This window comes from Lysinibacillus sp. NPDC095746 (genome assembly GCF_044763535.1).
Classification (GTDB): domain Bacteria; phylum Bacillota; class Bacilli; order Bacillales_A; family Planococcaceae; genus Lysinibacillus.
In genome coordinates this window covers 13,855-34,653 of the sequence record NZ_JBIWGL010000042.1, presented here as the reverse complement: position 1 = coordinate 34,653, position 20,799 = coordinate 13,855, and the positions used below count along the sequence as shown (strand labels likewise).

Here is a 20,799-nt window from a genome sequence, read left to right as displayed (position 1 = left end):
AAGGCACTTCCTGTTCAAAATTGAACAAGAAGTGCCTTATTTTTATCTGAAAAAGGTTCGCTATTATAAAACCGTAAGTTTTTCAGTACCCTCATTTGACAATGGACGTTTTCTCTTTAGACGTTACGTTGTGGCATTATTTTGACTCCCATGATTTAGTAGAATAACTCCACCAATGATTAATGTAATGCCTAAAGCCGAGTAAAGATTAAAAATATCTCCCCATACAACAATTCCCACAATGACTGTTAATGCTGTGCCTACACCGGACCAAACGGCGTACGCAATGCTTAGTGGTAGCGTTTTTAAACATAGAGATAATGAATAAAACGAAATGCCATATCCAAATGCGACAGCTATTGAGGGGCCTAGAACTGTAAATGCTTCTGAAAACTTAAGCATCGTTGTTGCAAATACCTCACTGACAATGGATAACGTTAAAAATAAATAACCCTTCATTTACAAATCCCTCCTTAATGTCCGCTACCTGCAAGGTTAAGAATAACTACACCGACAATAATTAATAGAATACCGATAATTTTTTTTAGGTTGAATAATTCCTTATAAAAGACTATACCGATGACCGCCGTTAGCGCCGTTCCTACTCCTGCCCATATCGCATATGCTGTACCAATTGCTATAGATTGTAATGTTAATGATAGAAAATAAAAAGCTGTTCCATATCCAACTACTACACCCACTGACGGTAGTAATCGTTTAAAGCCATTTGTCAGTTTCAACATCGAGCTAGCAAAAACTTCTGAGATAATTGAAATGAATAAAAAACCAAAAGCACTCATGTATGTTAGTCCTTCCTTGTCATGTGCATTAATTGTCCAAAGACACCGTCAGTCGCCTTAGCGGAAATCAGTGCGATATTTAATAGTTTCGAATAATACAATCCATCAATCGTTAACCGAATCAGATGAACAATGGATTCCTCCAAACCATCTTGGAACAATTCGTCTAGTAAACAGTCATAAACTGTTGAGATGGCTGAATGGTCATTTTGCATAATTTGAATCGCAATATTTAAGGATGCCCCGTTCGCAAGATCTTTTTGTGATGCGAAGATAAATGCTCTCGTCAATCTCCCTATCCCTTGCTCAAGGCTTGCTAAATGTTCATAGGATTGTACAAACTCATTTAAAATCGTCTCAGCGATTGCAGTTTGCAGCGCATCCTTCGTATTAAAATGATACAATAATCCACCTTTACTAATGTTCGCCCTATTTGCAATCTTATCTAAAGTTAAAGTGCTTAAATCGTTGTCCTTTAAATATTGAATTGCTGTTTGGATAATATGTGAACGTTTTAAATCTGCTTTTGATGACATATAATCGCTCCCTTTAAAAATAAAAAAACCGTCTGGTCGGTCTTTTTTATATTTTATACCTCTTATTTCACATCCGTCAATTACAATGCCAAAAATTTGGGGATCTGATGCTGGATGAACTTGTGAAAACAACACGTCGGAACATAGTAACGAGGAGATTGAGCCAAGCCCTTGGAAAGCGCCAGTTCGTAATAAAAATCAACCTATGCTTATAGCTACACAAAATTTCGGATTCATTCTTTTGTCACCAAACTAAAGCCCTCTCAAAAAATTGAGAGGGCTCCTTAAATTGGCGATTTTTTCCGTCGTTTTGGCCGCTCTTTCCGTCGTTTCGATAGTTCCATCCGTCGCTCTGCCGATTCTTCCGTCACTTCAGCGCGTTCTTCCGTCGTTCCCTATTTCGGTAGATAAACGTTTCTTTTTTGCCTTTTGAAGTATCCTCCGCTCCTTTATTTCGGATAGGACCTAATTCAATTTCAAAAGCTTTATCTTTCCAAATTTTTTCATATTACTCTTGATCTAATACGAATACTTGTAATTGCTCGCCAGTTTCTCCTGCTTTAATAACTTCATTATAATTGTAAGTTAATAGCATACCTTCGCTTAATGAATATTGCTTACCATCATTAACTGTCATTTTGATGACATAGATTATATTCGCTTATCGATATGTCAATGTTTAGCTGCATTGCTCTCTTTTAAATCCGAGACAAAACAAAAAAAAGCTAGAAAAGATAAGCCTCTCTTTTCTAGCTACTTATACTAGATGATTTTCGTCTTATAACAATCCTGCCTTTGTTAAATAGTCTCGTGCCACTTCTTCTATGTTTTGGCCTTTTACATTTACTCGATAATTCATTTCGCGCATCTCATCATCTGTTATTTGATTTGACAGCTTATTTAAAGCTGTTTCAATCTCAGGATATTTTTCTAACGTCTCTTTCCTTAGTAAAGGAGCCCCTTGATAAGGTGGGAATAGTTGCAGATCATCTGCTAAAACTTGCAGATGATATTGACGTATTTCACTATCCGTTGAATAAGCATCTAATAAATCTATATTTCCTGATTCGATCGCCTGATATCTAAGCTTCGGCTCCATCGTTGTTATGTTAGAAAGTGTAATACCGTAACGCTTTTGAATACCCAAATAACCATCTTCTCGATCATTAAATTCCAATGTGAAACCTGCTTTTATCTTTTCTTGGATAGGCTTAATGTCTGAAATTGTTTGCAAATGATAAGTATCAGCCATTTGTTTCGATACTGCCAATGCATACGTATTGTTATAGTTCATCGGACTTAGCATCACCATGCCAAATTTATTCATCATACCTTCTTTAGCCTGATGATAAACATCTTCCTGATTATTATTGATGGCTTCCTCTTTTAAAAACTCTGAAATTGCCGTTCCAGTGAATTCTGGATAAATATCGATGCTACCAGATTTAAGTGCATTAAAAACAAAGGATGTTTTGCCAAGTCCAGGTTTTAATTGCACCTTTAAGTCTGTTTCATTTTCAATAAGCATTTTATACATATTAATAAGAATCTCTGGCTCAGAGCCAAGCTTACCTGCAATGATAATTTCTTCTTTCTCTTTGAAGTTTAGTAATGGGAAAATCATCATTATTAATGCCACTATACTAATAATACTTAATGCCGAAATTGTTTTTTTAAACGACAGTGATTCTAGTTTTTTTAATAAAAAATCGAAAACTAATGCTAAAATCGCCGCAGGGACAGCCCCTAAAATAATAAGTGCGGTATTATTTCGGTCAATTCCAAGCAAAATGATATCCCCTAATCCCCCAGCCCCGATTAATGCCGCTAAAGTTGCCGTTCCGACGATTAATACCATAGCTGTTCGAATCCCTGCCATAATAACAGGCATAGCAAGAGGCAATTCTACTTTCACTAATCGCTTTCGCGTATTCATCCCCATCGCCCTCGCAGCCTCTTTTAAAGACGGATCTACTTCGTTTATCCCAGTAAATGTATTACGTAAAATCGGAAGAAGTGCGTAAACAACTAAAGCAATAATTGCAGGTACTTTTCCGATGCCAAACAATGGAATTAACAACCCTAATAACGCCAATGAAGGAATCGTTTGTAAAACTGCACTAATACCGATTATACTTTCTGCTATTTTCTTTTTATTCGTTAAATAGATTCCTAGAGGGATAGCAATCACTACTGCAAGAAATAATGCAATGAATGAAATTTGAATATGGTCGACTAATGATGCCAATAGCTGGCCTTTTCGTTCGTTAAACACACTAAAAAAGTTAGCCATTTAAATTACCTCTTTCTAAGGAATCATGTGCTAGATAACGAAGCATCGTTGCTCTCGTGACAACACCAATTATTGTTCCGTTCTCTTCCACACTTAAACATTCATATTGAGCTAATTTTTGAAGAATGGTATGCAAAGAATCTTTTGAAGAAATGGTGTTCTCTCGATTTCTTTGATGAACCTCATCAGCAATTGGTCTAAGTACAGCTTGGATATAAAAAGTCCCATACTCTTTTACCCCAACAAATTCGCGAACAAAATCATTAACAGGCTTGTCTATGATTTCACGTGGAGTACCAATCTGTATAATTTCTCCATCCTTCATTACACATATACGATCACCAAGTTTTAAGGCCTCTTGCATATCATGCGAAACAAAGACAATTGTTTTTTGTATCGTTTGCTGAAGCTCGAGAAGATCATCTTGTAATTTTGTGCGGCTAATCGGATCTAAAGCACTAAAAGGCTCATCCATTAAAATGATTTCGGGATCAGCTGCTAATGCACGAACAACACCGACCCTTTGTTGTTCACCACCAGAAAGCTCTTTTGGCTTACGCTGACTATATTTGTCTGGTTCAAGTCCAACCATATCCAATAACTCGCCAACTCGTTGCTGGATTTGCGGTTTACTCCATTTCTTTAATTCAGGCACAACAGCTATATTTTCTTCAATCGTCATATGGGGAAAAAGAGCAATTTGTTGTAGGACATAGCCGATATTCCATCGTAATTCATGAATGTTGTAATCACTAATTCTTTTACCATTAATGCGAATAGTTCCTTCTGTTAAATGAATTAATCGATTAATCATCTTTAATAAAGTTGTTTTTCCACAACCACTCGGTCCAATAAGAACAAAAAATTCTCCCTTTTTAATCTCTAAATTAATAGTTTTAACTGCGATTTGATCATTTACATATTTTTTTGTGACATTTTCAAATGCTATCATTGTATAAGCTCCTTTTAGTAATGTGCCTCCAATGTTAGTTCAGAACGGACATCACCTTCAAACATTTGCAAAGATTACCTTAATCATTTTGGCAACAATATATATTGACTTAATGTTTTAATCTAGAAATAAACTACTATTTTTATCCTCTTCATTTCATATACGTTCAGCATAGTAGGTCTAGAACTATCTCTTTTAAAAGGGACATCGAGTTACTATATATATTTCACTAACTAAAATCATTTTAAACTTAATTTTTTGTTTTATATCAAGACATTGGTCCTCTTGACGCTCTCCTCTATTTGTCTCATAATTTCCATAGAAAATCGTATACTGTTTTTTAGTACAAATAAATAACCTTCCATACAGATTTCCTTTCAAAATGACTAACTTCATAAATGTTCATACTATTATTTTTGATTTTTTAGTAATGAATGCAACTATATTTTACTGGGTCTTTCATTTCTCGATTATGCTGGAAATTAAGGAACTAAATGAGGGGTTTTTTCGTTATATGAATGATGTACTCTATTAAAAAAACCGACTTTATTTCTATTTATAACTTTGTAATAATTAGAAATATATGAACCTCGTTATTGACAAGAAAGGAGGAAGATGTGGTAATCTACCAACATCAATAACAATGAAATACTTCATTAATTTTTTCAAAGTTCTTATGATTACTGTTATTGTTATCTGTATTTCATTTTTTATGGTGACACAATTTTTCAATACTCATGGAACTAAAGAGTCTGTAGTTGTCGATAGCAGCCCTAGTGTAGAGGAGTTTATTGGCTCTATTGCTGAAATTGCTCGGAAACAAGGTTCCGATAATGACTTGTATGCATCGGTTATCATTGCGCAAGCGGTGTTAGAAAGTGAGCACGGACAAAGTGGCCTTGGATCTGCCCCAAATAACAATTTATTTGGTATGAAAGGTAGTTACCAAAATAACTCGGTAACAATGGAAACATCTGAGGATGATGGTTCAGGTAATATGACAAAGGTGAAGGCTGCATTTCGCAAATACCCTTCCTATGAAGCTTCCATACAAGATTATGTGAAATTAATGCGCAATGGGGTTTCCTGGAACAAAAATTTCTATGCAGGCGTTTTTAAAAGCAATACAAAATCCTATACAGATGCTACGAAGTTTTTAACAGGCTCCTATGCAACAGATTCACGATACAATGAAAAGCTAAATGCAGTGATAGCAAAGTATGATTTACAACAGTATGACAGTCCTGTGAAAGATAAAAAAACAATTACTGTAGCTGATGGTGACTCTCTTATGCATATTGCAGAGGCTCATAATGTTAAAGTTACATCCATAAAACAATGGAATCAGCTTCGCTCTGATAGAATTGAAGCCGGTCAACAATTAAATATTTATAACTATTAATATAAAAAATCTCCATGAATAATTATAGACATGGAGATTTTTTTCTTATACTAACTTATTAATCTGTAAATCACAGTTTCTAAATCAAAGACTCGTTTATTCAAAGCGTAAGTTCTACCTTCTACCTGCTGAGCAATTTTTTCAGTAAACTCACTTAAATTTTCGATAATATTTTTCTAAGCTCTGCTTGTCCAATTTTAAGTTCATATACATCACTCTTAAGTATTTGTACATCACTTTTAAGTTCATGCACATCATTTTCAATTTTATCTAAGCGCAGTTCAATTCCGTCAAAACGTTTGTTCAATCCGACTAATTGATGATCCATATTTTCAAAGCGAGCGTCCATTCCATCTAGCCGTTGGTCAATTCCATCAAATCTTTGATCAATAGTCTCAAGACGTTGGTCAATTCCATCAAGTCGCTTATGCACTGGTGTTAATTCTTCTTTTAAAACGGAACGTAACAACTCTTTTAACTCCAGATTCAATTCATATCCCCCAATCCCCTAAATTTTGATTTCATTATAGCATAATGCAAATAGGTTATCTCTATCAATAATTTCCCGAATCATCTCAAAGATTGAAAAAAGAGAAGCTACGTCTAGCTTCCCTACACTTTTTTATTTAAATAAGCTGCCAACAGCGGTAATAGATGTCGCCAAATCTTTCCGATATTGTTGATGCTGTTCGTCCAGACTGTTTATATTAACCTCGTTCCCAGCAAGCGAAGAATGTACGTAAAGGTTGTCGCCTATATATAGTGCAATATGTCCTGGGAAGTATAATAAGTCTCCCTTTTGTATGTGTTCTAGGGATATTTCCTGGATAGGAAAACCTTCAACGATTTTGGCATCGCGATAAATATATACTCCGTTTAGCATATATGCCATAGAACATAGACCTGAGCAATCAATACCTAACGGCGATTTTCCTCCCCAGCGATAGGGTGTTGCTAAATAGCTAAGCGCCGTTTGAACAACATTTTCCCGTAATTGTTGCTCGGATAAGCTGTTTTCTGGAATTTTTTCTTGTAACCATTGCCTACGTACATAACCAATCTCACCTGCCACTAATTGCACTGCTGCCCATTCAGGATCTAGCTCGCCAATAGCCGTTGAACAGATGATTGAGCCTTTAACGAGTGTCATCATTTTCGGACTCTGAATTCGAGGCTCCTGCAAAACATCAGCGAAGCTTTGGCTAATAAAATGATTCGCTTCTTGTAGCCAGATGTCCGTTTTGGCATCATCCACTATGAAGTTATCCTTCTGGCAATAACCTTCATAGCGATAAGCAGTTTGTATGCGGATCCAGTTCTTATCCACTACTTCTATAATTCGGACAACCATTCCATATAGTAGCTCATCCACTATTTCTGAGACTGCTTCTGGCTTTGCATGTAAATTTGCAATCATAGACGTCACAATGGCATTCACTCTTTCATCTCCTTTCGCTTTACCAAATAATCATAAACAACTTTGGATATTCGACCAATTAGCTGCCTTGCATGATCATTGCTAGTAACCTCAGTGACGAAAACGCCAATAAGATAATCCCGAGAGCTGTTGTAGACAATCCCAACATCATGATCTACTGTATCAAGACCACCTGTTTTATGAGCAACTTTCACATCATCTACTAAGTAACGTTTTAGTGATTCGTGTACACGTTGACGACTTAAAATATCTATCGCTACCTCATTAAATGCTGATGATAACAAGTCCCTACGATAAATTCTTGCAAATAGCAGTGCCATATCTCTTGCCGTCGTTGTATTATCGAAGCCTTTTGCTAGCCTTTCGAAATCCATCATCTTTCGTTGAATGGTAGTTTGCAGCAGCCCAATTTGACGAAAATATTGATTGAGTATATCCATCCCTAGAAAATCAATTAATACATTTGTTGCTGTATTATCACTCGTAATAATCATCCACACTAAAAGCTCATAGATAGTACTTTGCTCTAAACGCTGTTCACTAATAACACTAAAATCAACCCATTCTTCTGGTGCTATCTTAATCTCTTGCTCTAATGATAGGTTGTTGCTTTCTACATAATATAGAACAGCAAGCAATATAGGCACCTTAATTAAACTTGCACTGGAAAATGGGTCTTCTAGTTTTTCGTTAATAAAAAAATGCTCCGTCTTACAATCTTTCACAAACATATGCACTTTATAGGGAGCTTTTTGAAGAATGTGTGTAATCGTTTGCTTCATATTTCACACCTACTCTATGACTTTTATCAACTGATTCTCCGAGTCCATTGTGATCGTTCGGCCTAATGGCAGGGACATCGTTGGTAAACAGTGACCGCAAGTAATGTCCTTCATGATAGGTATATTGAGTGAACCTAAAATTTCTTGAAAAATTGTTTGTAGTGATAGGCTGCGTTCGGGATGTTTTGGATTTTCAGGGCCACAATTTGTCCAAGCTCCCAATAAGATACCAGCCACCTCATCTAGTTTGCCTGCCAATTTTAGCTGTGTAAGCATCCGGTCCACACGTTGCTCACTCTCATCTACATCTTCTAAAAATAAAATTTTACCCCTTGTATCAATTTCATAAGGTGTCCCAAGAGAGGCCGTCACTAGTGTTAAATTCCCACCAATAAGTTGTCCTGTTGCTTTGCCAGCTACAAGCGTCGTCATTGTTCGCCCAGGTGGATTTTCAAGGCAGTAGTCCTTACTTTCTGTTGCTGTTACACTTTCGATAAAGGACTTCCATGTATATTCATCCATCTCCGGTCGAATAAATTCTGTAGAGGGCATTGGTGTATGATACGTGACAAAGCCACATTGTTGGTTAAAAGCGATATGTAATGCTGTTACATCGCTATAGCCAGCAAATACTTTTGGGTTGGCTTTTATCATATCGAAATCTAGAAGCGGTAAAATTTTCGTCGCCCCGTAACCACCACGTATGCAGAAAATGCCGTCAATATTAGTGTCCCTAAACATTTGATTTACTTCAGATGCTCTTAATTCATCAGAGCCTGCTAAGTAGCCATGCCTCGCCTGACATGTTTCCCCAGCGATAACCTTAAAACCTAGCTTTTCAATACTTTGAACGGCAGGGAGAAATTTTTCAGGTGGGGTTGCACCCGAAGCACTTATTAGACCAATTGTGTCACCTTTTTTCAATGCCTTTGGACGAATCATTTGCTTACCTCCATTTTTAGTGAAGTTCGGTATCTTTCCAATTCCCCTTCATTAGCCAAGACAAAATGACCTTCTTCTATTTCGGTAAATGACGGTGGCTGGATGTCATAGTTATGCTGTGATGGATCATAGATTTCTACGACTTTATCACGCTCCTTATAGGGATTTGGCTCCGGTACTGCCGATAATAATGCCTTTGTATAAGGATGAAGAGGATTAGCAAACAGCTTTTCCGTCTCAGCTAGCTCAACAATTTTACCTTTATAAATAACAGCAGTTCGATCCGTAATAAATCGGACTACCGATAAGTCATGCGCTATGAATAAATAGGTTAAATCATTTTGCTGCTGTAGGTTGGCTAGTAAATTTAATACTTGTGCACGAATGGATACGTCTAATGCTGAAATTGGTTCGTCCGCAATAATAAACTCTGGCTCCATTACTAGTGCACGCGCAATGCCGATCCGCTGACGCTGCCCTCCTGAAAATTCATGTGGGAAACGACTTGAAAACTCCGGTAATAATCCTACATTTAATAAGGCATTGCGTACCTTCTGTTGACGATCAGCCTCATTTTTAAAGTTTTTTGTATTCATAAGTCCCTCAGAAATAATATAGTCTACCTTTGCGCGTTCATTTAGCGATGCCATAGGATCTTGAAAAATCATTTGGATTTTCTGTGTAATTTCTCGATCCCACTCTTTCGATATTTTGCCATTTAGTTTCTTTCCGTGATACAGTATTTGTCCTTCAGTAACTTCATTGATACGCATAATAGCTCTGCCGATTGTTGTTTTTCCAGAGCCTGATTCACCTACTAAACCGAATGTTTCACCTTTGTAAATATCGAAGCTGACATCATCAATCGCTATAAATTTATGTTTGCCTTTCCCAAAAACAACCTTTAAATTTTTCACCTCAACTACTACTTCTTTATGACTCATGCGCATATCGTCTCCCTTCTTTGAAAAAGGCTTGTAGCGCTTCAGGGGGTTCTACTTTCGGTGCGAGTGGATCTAATAGCCACGTACGAGCATAATGTGTGTCACTCACCTGAAAAAAGGGTGGACGTTCCACAAAATCAATCTTTAACGCATATTGATTGCGGGGAGCAAAGGCATCTCCTTTAATTTCTTGAAATAGATTTGGTGGAGTGCCTTTGATAGAATAAAGCTGCTTCCCTTTTGAGCCTAGTTGTGGTAAAGAAGAAATGAGTGCCCATGTATAAGGATGCTTGCCATTAAAGAAAATTTCATGCGTCTTCCCTATTTCGATAACATCACCTGCATACATCACTGCAATACGGTCAGCAACCTTCGCTACAACACCTAAATCATGCGTTATATAAACGGTCGTTAGTCCATATTTTTGTTGAAGATTTTTTAAAAGCTGCAAAATTTGCGCTTGGATTGTTACGTCTAATGCAGTTGTTGGCTCATCACATATTAAAATCTTAGGCTTACACGCTAGCGCAATAGCTATTACAATTCGTTGACGCATGCCACCTGAAAATTCGTGAGGATATTGCTTATAACGCTTTTCCACATCGCGAATGCCAACATCTTTTAGCAATTTTAAAGTTTCTTCATATGCTGCCTTGCCCTTTAAATTCTGATGTAAAAAAACACATTCCTCAATTTGCTTGCCAATCGTTTTCAGTGGATTTAATGATGTCATTGGATCCTGTGTAACCATTGCCACTTCTTTTCCACGAATGCTTAGCCACTCCCGCTCGGTTTTAAACTGTGCTAAATCCCGTTCATTGTAAATAATTTCTCCCTGATCGATGTAGCCATTTTTATCGAGCAAGCCCATGATTGATTTCATTAGAACAGATTTTCCTGAACCTGATTCGCCAACAATTGCTAGACTTTCACCTTTGTATAAATCAAGGGAAATATTACGAATGGCCGTTAGCACTCTGCCACGAAGTGTAAATTTAATGACTAGGTTTTGAATAGTTAAAATACGTGTTTGAGTTTGTGTCACTTCCTACATCCCCTTATACGTGATTTTTCGGATCTGCTGCATCTGCAAATGAATTTCCTATAATATAAAATGCAATCGTAATGACGCTTAATACAATACTTGGGAAAATAAGCTGATATCTTAATTCTGGAGACATCATGAGTACTCGTCCTTCATTGATTAAATTTCCTAAAGACGGCTCACTAATCGGTAAGCCTAATCCGATATATGTTAAAAACACTTCTGAGCCTATAGCAAATGGTATCGCTAGACTCATTCGTAACATAATGACGGAAATAAGATAGGGTAATAGGTTTTTTAAAATAATTCGATAATCAGGTGTTCCTAAACATTTTGAGGCTAAGTTATACTCACGATCACGCAAAATAACAATTTGATTGCGTATAAATCTTGCCATTTCTACCCAGCCCGTTATACACATTGCAATAATAATCGTTGAAATACTTGGTCGTAAAATATAGGACATTAAAATTAGGACAATCGTTGTTGGTATGTTATCAACGACATTGTAAAGCTGTGTAATGGGCGCCTCTAATTTCCGCGAAAAACCCCAAAGTGTACCGATCGTAATACCGACGATAGCCTCTACTAAAGCAACCACACAGCCAATAAATAACGAGGTCCTTGTTCCTGCCCAAATACGTGACCATAAATCCTGCCCAATGGAATTTGTCCCAAACCAAAATTCAGCGTTTGGTGCAACATTACGTGCTTGGAGACCTGTCTGCTCATCTAAATATATTTCAGTCGGTGATTTTTGTACTGGTAAATACGGTTGTAAAATGGTAAAAGCTACGATAATTAGCACACCAACTAATAAAAAGACAGCGATGCGATTTTTTAAAAAGGATTTCCATGTTGAACGCCAATAGGAATAATTAGAATAGGCTGTTTCTTCAGCTTGACGTTCATCCACTTCCGCAAAATCAAACAATGATTCACGTGATTTGTTTGAGATATTGTTTATTTCTTCTGAATACATTCCCATTAACGTACACTCTCCCCTTTCCCCAATTTAATGCGCGGATCAACAACGGCCATTGCAATATCACCTAAAATTAGTCCGATAATGCCAAGCGAAGAGAACACAAGCACTAAGCCTTGTACAATCGTATTATCCTGTCGCTGTATGGCATCTACGAGTAAGCCCCCCATACCAGGAATAGAATATAAGGATTCAATGTAGATGGAGCCTGTAATGGTAAAAAGAATAGTTGCTGGTAAATACTGTGCCATCGGAATAAAAGCGTTTCGTAATACATGTTGAAACATTAATGTACGCTCTTTCACTCCTTTTGCTCTCGCTAGCTTTATATAATCTTTGTTTAGTTCATCCACCATGTAACGCCGCATCCACATAGCATAGGAAGCAGTCGGTGCTAGCGCCATTGAAATCAGTGGTAAAATCCAAGTAATAGGATTATATTCATCGAAAAGCATTGGTAAATGAAAAATTTCTGTAATATACATTTGAATGACTAAATAATAGACGGCGGCTGGCACTGCAACGATAATGACAATATAGCCTGTCCCTAAGCGGTCCAGCCAGCGTCCCTTCATCTGGGCCATCACTATGCCGAGCGGAACTCCAATTAAAAGAGATAGTGCAACCGCCCCTAAACCAAATAGTAAGGAATACAGGATCTTATCTGCAATAATCGTGACGACTGGTACATCTGTCCGATATGTAACAGATTTACCTAAATCACCATGAAACAGCTTAGCGTAAAAATTCCCTAACTGTACAAGTAACGGGTCACGTAAACCTAAATTCGTTAAATATACTTCTTGCTGTGCAGGTGACATTTTATTCGCTGCTGCCCCTAAATAGCCTTCCTCCGGCATTAAACGTAGTAATGAAAAAACAATCGTAATGATAATAAATAGTGTTAAAACTGATTGTAATAAACGTTTACCTATATACCTCAGCATCATTTCATCCTCCTTCTTCAGAAAGATAGAAGGAGATGCCGACTTTTTTATTTCGGTATCTCCTTCATAAATACGAACCGCTTTTGACTTTTTCTTGAATGTAGCAAAGATCCTACTATTTTCTCCATCATCAATGCCCGATTGTTTCAGCTATCCATATTTTTTCATTAATTGTATTTTCACTTTATTTCGCTGCTTTAGCTAACGCCTCCGTACGTTCCTGCTCCCATTTTGCTAAAGCTTCTTTAAACTCCTCGTTACTCATTGGTTTGTCTAAAACTCGCTGACCTTTAAATTTCTCGGCAGTCACACCAAATGGTGAATATTGAGCCTCAAACGGATTTAATTTAGAGGCAACATAGCCACTTCCCCCAACTGAATAAGGGATAACAAATGCTTCATCAATTAAGAAGGCTTCCGCTTTGGCAAATAATTCATAACGTTGTGCTGTATCGATCGTCGCATTTGCTTCGTCCACTAAGTTTTGATATTTTGATTTTCCGTTTGCTTCTGTATATCCTTCAGCTAGCTCCGGTTTATTATAAGTACCGCCTGCAGTGAATGGATCCGTATACGTTGATGGGTCGGCATAGTCTGGACCCCAGTTTGCTTCAAGAAAAGCAAATTTACCAGGTTTACGAACCTCTGATAAAAAGCCTGTTGATGGTCCTGCCTCAATGATAATATCTACATAATCAGTACCTAATAGTTTTTCAATCTGCTGTTCAACGACTTGTGAACGATTTGCCCAATCTGGAACACCTGCGTTATAAGGCATCAATACTTTTACTGGGAAAGTTACTGATCCTGCTAGAGCTTTTTTCGCTTTTTCCTTGTATTCCAAAGTTTTCTCTTTGTTGAAAGAGTCATTATTTGTACTATCAGCTAATGGTGCTAACTGTGTATAGTCAACCCCCTCCACATTGACAAAGTTTTTAGGAGTGATCGTGTTGCTAAGCAAATCTTTTGGATGATAAGGTTCTAAAGTTAACATTGCAGATTCACGGTCGAGTGCATGGAATAGCGATTTTCGGAAATCTTTATTATTGACCGCTTTCTTCCAATTTTCAGGCTCGTATTCCGTATCAAATTGCGGGTTAAAGTTTAATGCATAGAAATACGTATAGAAGTTATTTTGCGTTTGGCGAATTTGTAATTTTTTCTTATCATCTTTAAACCACTCATCAATAATAGAAGTTGGAATACTCGCTGAATCGACTTCTCCCCGTAAAAACAATTCTGGTGCAACTGTAGCCGCTTCTTTATTGTATTTATAACGAATACGATCAATCAGAACATGGTCTTTATCCCAATACGTATCGTTTTTCACAAGTAATCGCTCATTTTGCGGTTCAAATTTATCTAAAATATAAGATCCGTTATAAAGGAAATTTTCACGAGTTGTACCAAAACTATCACCTTTTTCTGCTATAAACTTACCATTAACCGGAAAGAAGCAGACATAATTCAACATAGAAAGGAAATAAGGTGTTGGCTTTTCTAAAGTATATTCTACTGTATGTTTATCTATCGCCTTTATGCCAACCTTCGAAAAATCTGTCAGATCACCGTTATAGAAGGCTTCTCCATTTTTCACAACTGTAGCAATCCAAGCTGTTGATGATTCGTTTTTTGCATCAAGGACATAATGTAAGCCATCTACAAAATCTTGAGCAACAACATCCGCATATTCTTTGCCATCATGAGTGACCCATTTTGCATCGTCACGTAGCTTGAACGTCCAAACTGTAGCATCGTCATTTGATGACCATTCTTTGGCTAAGCTTGGTTGTACAACACCATACTTATCATACTCAATTAATCCATCAATTAAGTTCGCCGCCACAGCAAACTCATTGGTTTCAGAGGTCTTTAAGTAATTTAACGTTTTTATTTCCCCCGAATAAACAACGCGATACTCTGATTTTTTTTCACTTGAAGAATCATCACTGCATGCTGCACAAATCATTACAGCAAGACACACGAAAAGCAACCAATACCTTTTCCTCATAAGCATCCCCCTCGTAATCTTATTTATCTACATTAAGTGACAGTTAAAAATCTACCGATAGCGGAACGAGATTAACTATCAGTCGTCAGTTAGGGGGGACGAACCCCTCCCTGATTAAAGCAACACTTTATTACGAGAATCCTAATCCAACTGCATCCGTCATCCTAATTCGATCATTTTCAAATATCGGGCCACCGACAATAGGATCTTTCAAACATAAACTAGGACCGTCTAAATCTACCATCGTGATATTTTTCTGTGATGCGGCAAAATGTGCAGCGGCACTAACGCTAATTTTCGTTTCTAGCATACAACCAATCATGCATGGTATATCGTTCGCCTCCGCAATGTGGCAAATTTTCTGCGCTTGATAAATGCCTCCTGTTTTCATGAGCTTAATATTAATCAAATCTGCAGCTCGCTTTTCGATAATGGTATACGCATCTTTTGCAGAGAAAACACTTTCATCTGCCAAAATATTTGTCAATGTATTGGCCGTTACAAATTGCATCCCTTCTAAATCATGGCAATGAACAGGCTGCTCAACCAATTCAACATTTGTACCAGCATCTTCAAGTGCACTAATAATTTGTACAGCTTGCTTCGGTGTCCAGCCCTGATTCGCATCAACCCGTAATGTTATGGCGTGTCCAACTGCATCACGAATAGCAACAACTCGCTCTACATCCCCCGCTGGATCTTTCCCCACCTTAATCTTTAAAATTTGAAAACCACGCTGTACGGCGGCTATACTATCCTTCACCATTTCTTCAGCATCATTTACACTTATCGTAATATCTGTTATTAACTCTTTCCGATAGCCCCCTAATAATTTATACAGAGGTGTTTGATAGTGTTTTGCAAATAAATCATAAATTGCCATATCTACCGCAGCTTTTGCACTGGTGTTTTGATAAATACTGTTGTCAATGCGCTCCATGATTTCTGTTAATTCTTCAATATCCATTCCAATAACGGCTGGCTTAATATACTCTTCTATAGCGTGAGAAATAGACCCTAGTGTTTCGCCAGTAATAGCTGCAGTCGGTGCCGCTTCACCGATGCCTATTTGCCCATCGTCAGCGTGAACATAGACGGCAATGTTGTGAATACTATGAACGGTTCTTAAAGCTGTTTTAAACGGTGTTATTAGCGGTGCATCTACCTTCCCCACGACAATATTTTTAATTTTCATCCATTCACCTACCTTTAAGTTACTTATGTTAAGAACTGTAAAAGTCGAAGCACCTCATAAAAATCATCCGTTACGAATTCCACTGTATTATGTGGTTTAAACGTAGCATTCGGATAGAAAGAATTTCGATATGCTCGTGTATGATCACGATAAATGATTTCCACTACAAAGCGGTCTGGTATTGTGACTTGTAATGCTTCACGTGCCACCCTCATCGAATCCTCGACAAGTCGTTTCGTTTCCATAATCGTCAGCTGTGGACTCACACTAATGGTCGCATTTCCTATCCCTTCTTTCGTGGCAAATGTGATGATGTTATGATTGATAGATTGAATTTCCTCTGTTAATCCTACATCGCCACTAACAAACGAAACTGGGACACCATGTAAAGCAGCCGCATACGTATTAATTAAAAATTCACTCGCATACTCCCCATTAATTTTCACATCGGCAAAAACACAAAGCGTATGTGCTAAAGGATTACGCGCGCTCCCACCTTTACTGTGATAGCCAATAAAAATGGCGCGATCAAAGCTCTTATCAAGTCCTGCAACCATACACATCGGGTCATATGTCCACCCTCGAATAACCTTGCAATTTACTGGTAGATTAGAAATATCAAGATTACGTGCTGAATCATGAGCATCCTTTAATAAAATCTCGGTTGCTCCACCAAGAATAGCCCCCTCTATAGCGGCTTCTACTTCCTTTGTCATTTGCTTTTGGAAAAACTGATAGTCTGGCGCGTTTAGCTCCGTTTCACTCCAAGCTGTTGTGCCAGTAATTCCTTCAATATCTGCACTAATATAAACCTTCATAGCAATCGAAACTCCTTTACTTTATTATCTTGGATTATTGCGTCCACAGCTCCGTAACTAGCTTCCTGCGCCCCTACACGTCTAGCCCATGAAACATTATTAAAATCGTAATGCCACCATTCCTGTGAATAATTTGTAAAACCTACCATTGTCATACAGTTAAATAGAAGGCGCCGATGAACACAGGCTTCCCAATCTTCCGCTGGATGTTGTTCAAAATAGCGTGTAGCAGATTTTTCACTAATTTCATCAAATGCTGTACCTAAATTTAAAGCATTGCCATCTAAGTCTCCCAGTGTTACATCAATCGCTCCCCCTGTTAAATGAGGAGCCAAATGAGCAAGATCAATGTTTGGAAACGCCACATATTTGCGCGTTTCCTTCTCAATCTCTTGTTGGGTAAAATGAGGGAATCGTTGCTTCATTTGTATTGAAAAATGACTAAACAAATACTGCTGCACCTGAAATGGTCTATAGCCATCATATAAAATAAAGCTATAATTATTAGGCAACAACAAAAGTGCTTGTGTGAGTCGTTCATATACACCCTCACGTAAATAAATTGCGCGTAAACTATTAGGAATTTTTTGTTGATAATAAATGGGCTCTATAAATATTCTAGGGCGATCTTCTCTGATTTGAATTAATGGCTCCCCATCTTCATAAATGTCTGGCGTTGACTCCTTCATCGAACAATTATCTCGTTCAATGGGTTGAAAAACGGCGTACTCTATTGTACACACCCCCATTTCAAGATTTCCGGAACATATTTTTAGATAATTCAGTTTTTTTAATGAATGTTAGCATACCTTAAAATCATTGACTAGATAAAAAAGTTAACATGACAAAATAACAGCTATTCTCTTCCTTTCAAACAAAATCAGTCAATCCTATACCCAAAAAGTCGAAAAGCCATGTTTTTTCACTTATTTAAAAATTTTATTCATAGCTGTACTGGAAGATTACTAAATAAAACAAAAAATGACGAAAGGAATCAAAAAATTGAAAAAGCAGCGACTTCATTTACAATAAAAAACCTCCATTTTGAATAAACATTGCTCAAAATGGAGGTTAATTGTTTCCAACTAAATAATATTTTTTTATTATTTCACGCACTGATGATGATGTATCATATACAGTGGAACGGATATGACATTGTATAATTTCCTCATTAAGGCTAAAAAAATTCCTCTTAGATTGATAGTTATGTATGGTGATCCCTAATAGATTCTGCTAGCAAATTGGCAATCATGAAGCCCTAGTTCCCTCAGTTGCTTCTTTATCAACTGTGCAATACGCTCGCTCTGTATTGTCACAATTACGAATAGACCATCCCGGGATTCTGGCGACATTCGTTCTAGTGTACTAGGCAAACTTACAGGGAGTCCATTGATGACACAGCCGACTTTTTGCTCGCTGTTATCCAAAAAACCTTTTACATTGTACCCCGCGTTCTGCAAGATTCTAGCTGTGCCTTCGCCGCTATATCCTGTAGGGAATACATAAATCATCTCTTTGTCCTCTTGACCGTACAACAATGCCAATGTCGTTTCTACAACCAATGTACGGTACATACATATTCCGATGAAAGGGCCATACACGTTGATCAATTCAAATAAATAATAATTCCGCGGCAATTTTTCAACCAGTGGAAAAATGTCCATATTCTTTTCAATGATGTCAGCTAATTCATGTAACTCCCTTCTACAAAACGTATCGCAACGGGTTGCGAATAAGCCAAGTAGAAAGTCAACACGCGAATAGATGAAGTCGCGCCGGGCATCTTCATAATTCTTTTCATGAAGAAACCTCAGTAAATGCAAAGTTACGATGAGATGAGACTTGCTGTTTAAATATTCTTTCGTTGCCGTTACCGATCCGCTTGCTCTCGGGCGATAACAATAAAAAGGCTCATTCAGCAAAGCGAATGTATTGGCGCAACATATTACTTTCGGAAACCATTCCTCATCCTCCGAATGGCATCCTTCGGGAAACGTAATGCGGTTAGCCAATAATAATTCTCGGCTTACAATCAATTTCCAACAGGTGCATAACAGATTAGGCAAGCCGAGCAGGTATTCTGCCATTGAACTTGAACAACACCCTTTAATAACGTCTGGATCGAGAGTGACGTCGTTCGTAATGTACGCCCCTTTTTCCGGTACGCAAACAAACCGCCCCATAAGCACATCTGGACTAGAACGCTGTAATAAATCTTTGATTTGTAAAAATACCCCATATGTATAATAATCGTCGCTATCGCAAAAATGGACATAGTCTCCTGCTGCTATTCTTAAACCTGCATTCCTTGCCCCCGCAGGAAGGCTATTCACATCCAGATGAATTGTTTTGAAATGTTTGTAACGTGTTGCATAAGCATCACAAATACGGCCACTTTGATCCGTTGATGCATTATCGACTAATATAACTTCATAATCGATATCAATCTGGTTTAAGATGCTTTGAAGGCATTCGTCCAAATACGATTCGACATTATATACAGGGATAATAACACTTAGAATCGGCATGTATGTATTCCTCTCCTTATGTCACCGCATAACATACAGTTTCACAAAATCCATCGCTGTAATGCCTCATAAATAGTTTATATTCTGGTACTAGCTGCTTTAAATACAAAGGTATTTGTACGATATCCAACGGTTTATGATACACGCATATAGCAAGTTTTGGTTTATATTCTCTTATTGTCTGCTCTGCCCCTTTGAGCGCTTCTAACTCTGCACCTTCTATGTCCATTTTTATAAAGGTAACGGGCTCCCCGTTGAGCGCTTCATCAACAGATATAACAGGAATCTCAATATTTCCGTTGGCGCTTAACCCGCTGGCTACACTCCCCTGTGCATTGAAGAGGAGCTGGTCTTTTTGACTCCAAAGGCCGCACGGTATAAGCTCAATATTTTCCGATTGTGCAAACTTGTCAAGAAACTGTTTATGTTTAAGTTCCTCCGGTTCAAAAGCATAGATTCTCTTATACTTTCCTCCCGTTTGCTCAAGAAACATTTCTACGGTATCGCCGGTGAAAGCCCCTCCGTCAACAAAGACTTCTTCCTCAGACAATGCGATTATATCGGATTCGAAATACTGGGGAGCCACGCTTTTCAAAGGAATCAGATGTTCGCGGTTCCCAGTAATACAATAATTGATTCGTTCATAAAAAACATGCTTGGACTGTTCATCTGCAAGCATGTTGTAAACGGTGTTAAAATCAGCGGTATTCATACTCACTACCGCTGAGTAATTCCGGAATAATAAATAAAAAGCAATGTCTGATGCGACAATATGTTCAATCAGGTTGTGGTGCAATTCGTTTTCTTTTAATTGAACAGATATTTCTTCACTGAATTGATATGATGTAATAAGAATAATACTATCACTATACTTTTTCTTTAGATCATCAAAACTTATGACAGGAACGCCCTCTATTTGAGTTCCCCGCTTTCTTGAATCATTATCGCAAAAGAGAAGCCTGTCGGCTATATGATGAGCCCTGAAATATCTCAGGTATTCAACCCCAATCTCGCCAGCACCAAATAAAACAATAGAAGTACTTTCGGATTTTTTTAGAAGTTCGGCGCATTTATCGATAATTAACTCTAGGTAATTAGGCTTATTTATAACCAAATCGAACGAAATATCTTTTACCATTCACATCTCCAATTCCCTTTCGATAATATCCAGTTTATTCAAA

At 37.6% G+C, this 20,799-nt stretch carries 20 protein-coding genes and 1 pseudogene; 1 reads left to right on the top strand and 20 read right to left on the bottom strand.

Translation table 11 applies throughout. The annotated features are described in order from the left end of the window. Window positions 1-123: 123 nt before the first annotated feature. The 6 genes and pseudogenes from ACIQ7N_RS21725 to ACIQ7N_RS21700 all read right to left on the bottom strand — a co-directional run bounded on the left by ACIQ7N_RS21725 (window position 124) and on the right by ACIQ7N_RS21700 (window position 4,581). Entirely contained in the window at window positions 124-459 is a 336-nt protein-coding gene (locus tag ACIQ7N_RS21725; protein ID WP_132362981.1) for a DMT family transporter, read from the bottom strand. Window positions 460-473: 14 nt separating this feature from the next. Continuing rightward, entirely contained in the window at window positions 474-800 is a 327-nt protein-coding gene (locus ACIQ7N_RS21720) for a DMT family transporter (RefSeq protein WP_402936135.1), read from the bottom strand. Window positions 801-805: 5 nt separating this feature from the next. Then, a complete protein-coding gene (locus ACIQ7N_RS21715) occupies window positions 806-1,336 on the bottom strand; it encodes a TetR/AcrR family transcriptional regulator (RefSeq protein WP_402936133.1) in 531 nt (176 codons plus the stop codon). Window positions 1,337-1,703: 367 nt separating this feature from the next. Then, a pseudogene (locus ACIQ7N_RS21710) lies at window positions 1,704-1,973 on the bottom strand (hypothetical protein); the annotation flags it as partial. Window positions 1,974-2,114: 141 nt separating this feature from the next. Next, complete coding sequence (locus ACIQ7N_RS21705; RefSeq protein WP_402936131.1) at window positions 2,115-3,629, bottom strand: ABC transporter permease/substrate-binding protein; 1,515 nt, start codon at window positions 3,627-3,629, stop codon at window positions 2,115-2,117. After that, a complete protein-coding gene (locus tag ACIQ7N_RS21700; protein ID WP_402936130.1) occupies window positions 3,622-4,581 on the bottom strand; it encodes an ABC transporter ATP-binding protein in 960 nt (319 codons plus the stop codon). The genes ACIQ7N_RS21705 and ACIQ7N_RS21700 overlap by 8 nt, the downstream gene beginning before the upstream one ends. 583 nt (window positions 4,582-5,164) lie before the next feature. Here ACIQ7N_RS21700 and ACIQ7N_RS21695 point away from each other — a divergent pair. After that, entirely contained in the window at window positions 5,165-5,983 is an 819-nt protein-coding gene (locus ACIQ7N_RS21695) for a glucosaminidase domain-containing protein (RefSeq protein WP_402936128.1), read from the top strand. 154 nt (window positions 5,984-6,137) lie between these two features. On the opposite strand, the gene ACIQ7N_RS21690 is transcribed toward ACIQ7N_RS21695, so the two are convergent. The 14 genes from ACIQ7N_RS21690 to ACIQ7N_RS21625 form a co-directional block, all read right to left on the bottom strand. Further along, window positions 6,138-6,473: a hypothetical protein gene (locus tag ACIQ7N_RS21690; RefSeq protein ID WP_402936126.1), complete on the bottom strand. Its 336-nt coding sequence runs from the start codon at window positions 6,471-6,473 to the stop codon at window positions 6,138-6,140. 132 nt (window positions 6,474-6,605) lie between these two features. Beyond that, window positions 6,606-7,421 (bottom strand): NlpC/P60 family protein, encoded by an 816-nt coding sequence (locus ACIQ7N_RS21685; RefSeq protein ID WP_402936124.1) that lies wholly within the window; start codon window positions 7,419-7,421, stop codon window positions 6,606-6,608. After that, the gene (locus tag ACIQ7N_RS21680; RefSeq protein ID WP_402936122.1) at window positions 7,418-8,203 is read right to left on the bottom strand and encodes a serine hydrolase; all 786 of its coding nucleotides are present in this window, start codon (window positions 8,201-8,203) and stop codon (window positions 7,418-7,420) included. The genes ACIQ7N_RS21685 and ACIQ7N_RS21680 overlap by 4 nt, the downstream gene beginning before the upstream one ends. Window positions 8,204-8,212: 9 nt before the next feature. Beyond that, window positions 8,213-9,145 (bottom strand): S66 peptidase family protein, encoded by a 933-nt coding sequence (locus tag ACIQ7N_RS21675; protein WP_402936120.1) that lies wholly within the window; start codon window positions 9,143-9,145, stop codon window positions 8,213-8,215. Beyond that, window positions 9,142-10,089 (bottom strand): ATP-binding cassette domain-containing protein, encoded by a 948-nt coding sequence (locus ACIQ7N_RS21670; RefSeq protein WP_402936137.1) that lies wholly within the window; start codon window positions 10,087-10,089, stop codon window positions 9,142-9,144. Before ACIQ7N_RS21670 ends, ACIQ7N_RS21675 begins: the two co-directional genes overlap by 4 nt. After that, on the bottom strand, window positions 10,079-11,134 hold the full coding sequence (locus ACIQ7N_RS21665) for an ABC transporter ATP-binding protein (RefSeq protein WP_402936118.1): 1,056 nt from the start codon (window positions 11,132-11,134) through the stop codon (window positions 10,079-10,081). The genes ACIQ7N_RS21670 and ACIQ7N_RS21665 overlap by 11 nt, the downstream gene beginning before the upstream one ends. A 13-nt stretch (window positions 11,135-11,147) precedes the next feature. Then, window positions 11,148-12,122: an ABC transporter permease gene (locus ACIQ7N_RS21660; protein ID WP_132358729.1), complete on the bottom strand. Its 975-nt coding sequence runs from the start codon at window positions 12,120-12,122 to the stop codon at window positions 11,148-11,150. After that, window positions 12,122-13,069 (bottom strand): ABC transporter permease, encoded by a 948-nt coding sequence (locus tag ACIQ7N_RS21655; RefSeq protein WP_305884014.1) that lies wholly within the window; start codon window positions 13,067-13,069, stop codon window positions 12,122-12,124. The genes ACIQ7N_RS21660 and ACIQ7N_RS21655 overlap by 1 nt, the downstream gene beginning before the upstream one ends. Window positions 13,070-13,250: 181 nt before the next feature. After that, window positions 13,251-15,077 (bottom strand): peptide ABC transporter substrate-binding protein, encoded by a 1,827-nt coding sequence (locus ACIQ7N_RS21650; protein ID WP_402936115.1) that lies wholly within the window; start codon window positions 15,075-15,077, stop codon window positions 13,251-13,253. Window positions 15,078-15,207: 130 nt separating this feature from the next. Next, window positions 15,208-16,272: a dipeptide epimerase gene (locus ACIQ7N_RS21645; RefSeq protein WP_402936113.1), complete on the bottom strand. Its 1,065-nt coding sequence runs from the start codon at window positions 16,270-16,272 to the stop codon at window positions 15,208-15,210. 23 nt (window positions 16,273-16,295) lie between these two features. Beyond that, window positions 16,296-17,090 carry a M55 family metallopeptidase gene (locus ACIQ7N_RS21640; protein WP_402936111.1) on the bottom strand — a complete coding sequence of 265 codons (795 nt, stop codon included), beginning with the start codon at window positions 17,088-17,090 and terminating at the stop codon, window positions 16,296-16,298. Further along, on the bottom strand, window positions 17,087-17,779 hold the full coding sequence (locus ACIQ7N_RS21635) for a M15 family metallopeptidase (RefSeq protein WP_402936109.1): 693 nt from the start codon (window positions 17,777-17,779) through the stop codon (window positions 17,087-17,089). Before ACIQ7N_RS21635 ends, ACIQ7N_RS21640 begins: the two co-directional genes overlap by 4 nt. Before the next feature lie 531 nt (window positions 17,780-18,310). Next, window positions 18,311-19,618 (bottom strand): glycosyltransferase, encoded by a 1,308-nt coding sequence (locus ACIQ7N_RS21630; RefSeq protein ID WP_402936107.1) that lies wholly within the window; start codon window positions 19,616-19,618, stop codon window positions 18,311-18,313. Window positions 19,619-19,634: 16 nt separating this feature from the next. Further along, on the bottom strand, window positions 19,635-20,756 hold the full coding sequence (locus tag ACIQ7N_RS21625) for an FkbM family methyltransferase (protein ID WP_402936105.1): 1,122 nt from the start codon (window positions 20,754-20,756) through the stop codon (window positions 19,635-19,637). Window positions 20,757-20,799: the final 43 nt, after the last annotated feature.